1 protein-coding gene is annotated in these 682 nt (G+C 60.9%); it reads right to left on the minus strand.

The genetic code is table 11. The annotated features are described in order from the left end of the window. A partial coding sequence (locus DVK06_RS16830) for a recombinase family protein (RefSeq protein WP_147438153.1) occupies positions 1 to 680 on the minus strand: 680 nt, incomplete at its 3' end. Between the last annotated feature and the right edge of the window lie 2 nt (positions 681 to 682).

Raw genomic sequence — 682 nt, forward strand, 5'->3', positions numbered from 1 at the left:
GCTTCGTCGACGCGGTCGTCTTCAGCTTCGCCGCCGAGGTAGAGGTCGCGCCGATCTTGGTGAAGACTCCGGATCGTCGACTCGGCGATGCCGGTGTCGCTGGCGACAGTCGCGAACGACTCACCGCGGTCGACACGGGTGAGGGCCTCCCGGACGTGTAGGAACTCGGTCGGATCAACGCGGAGGTAACCGTCCTCGACAACGAACCCCGCAGGCGGTCTGCCAGTCCACTTTCCGGCAGACTGTGCAGCGCGGACGCCAGACCGTATCCGTTGGAGTTTTTGCTGGTGTTCTATCTGAGCGAGGTCGCCCATCAACCGAGCGACCATGCTGTATATCGTCTGCTGGAGCTCCCCGTCGTCAACGTGGATCTTCAGACCAACGTCGAGGGCCTCGACACCAGTGTCGTGTTCCAAGCAGTGTTGGATGAACTCGTGAATCTCAGTCGGACCGAGCCGGGAGAGTCGGCTGATCTCGTGAACGACCACGAGGTCGAACTCCTCACTCTCGACATCATCGAGGAGTTGGTTGTAGACCTCACGAGTGTCGGTGTCGGCAGCGCCGGAGACGATCTCTGGATACTCCTCGATGTCTCCCACACCGAGACGTTCCAAATGCTCGTGCGCCTCGTCAAGCTGCCGAGATACGTCCTGATCCGATGTCGAGACGCGGGCATAGATCG

Source organism: Halorubrum sp. Atlit-28R (genome assembly GCF_003665955.1).
Lineage (GTDB): Archaea > Halobacteriota > Halobacteria > Halobacteriales > Haloferacaceae > Halorubrum > Halorubrum tropicale.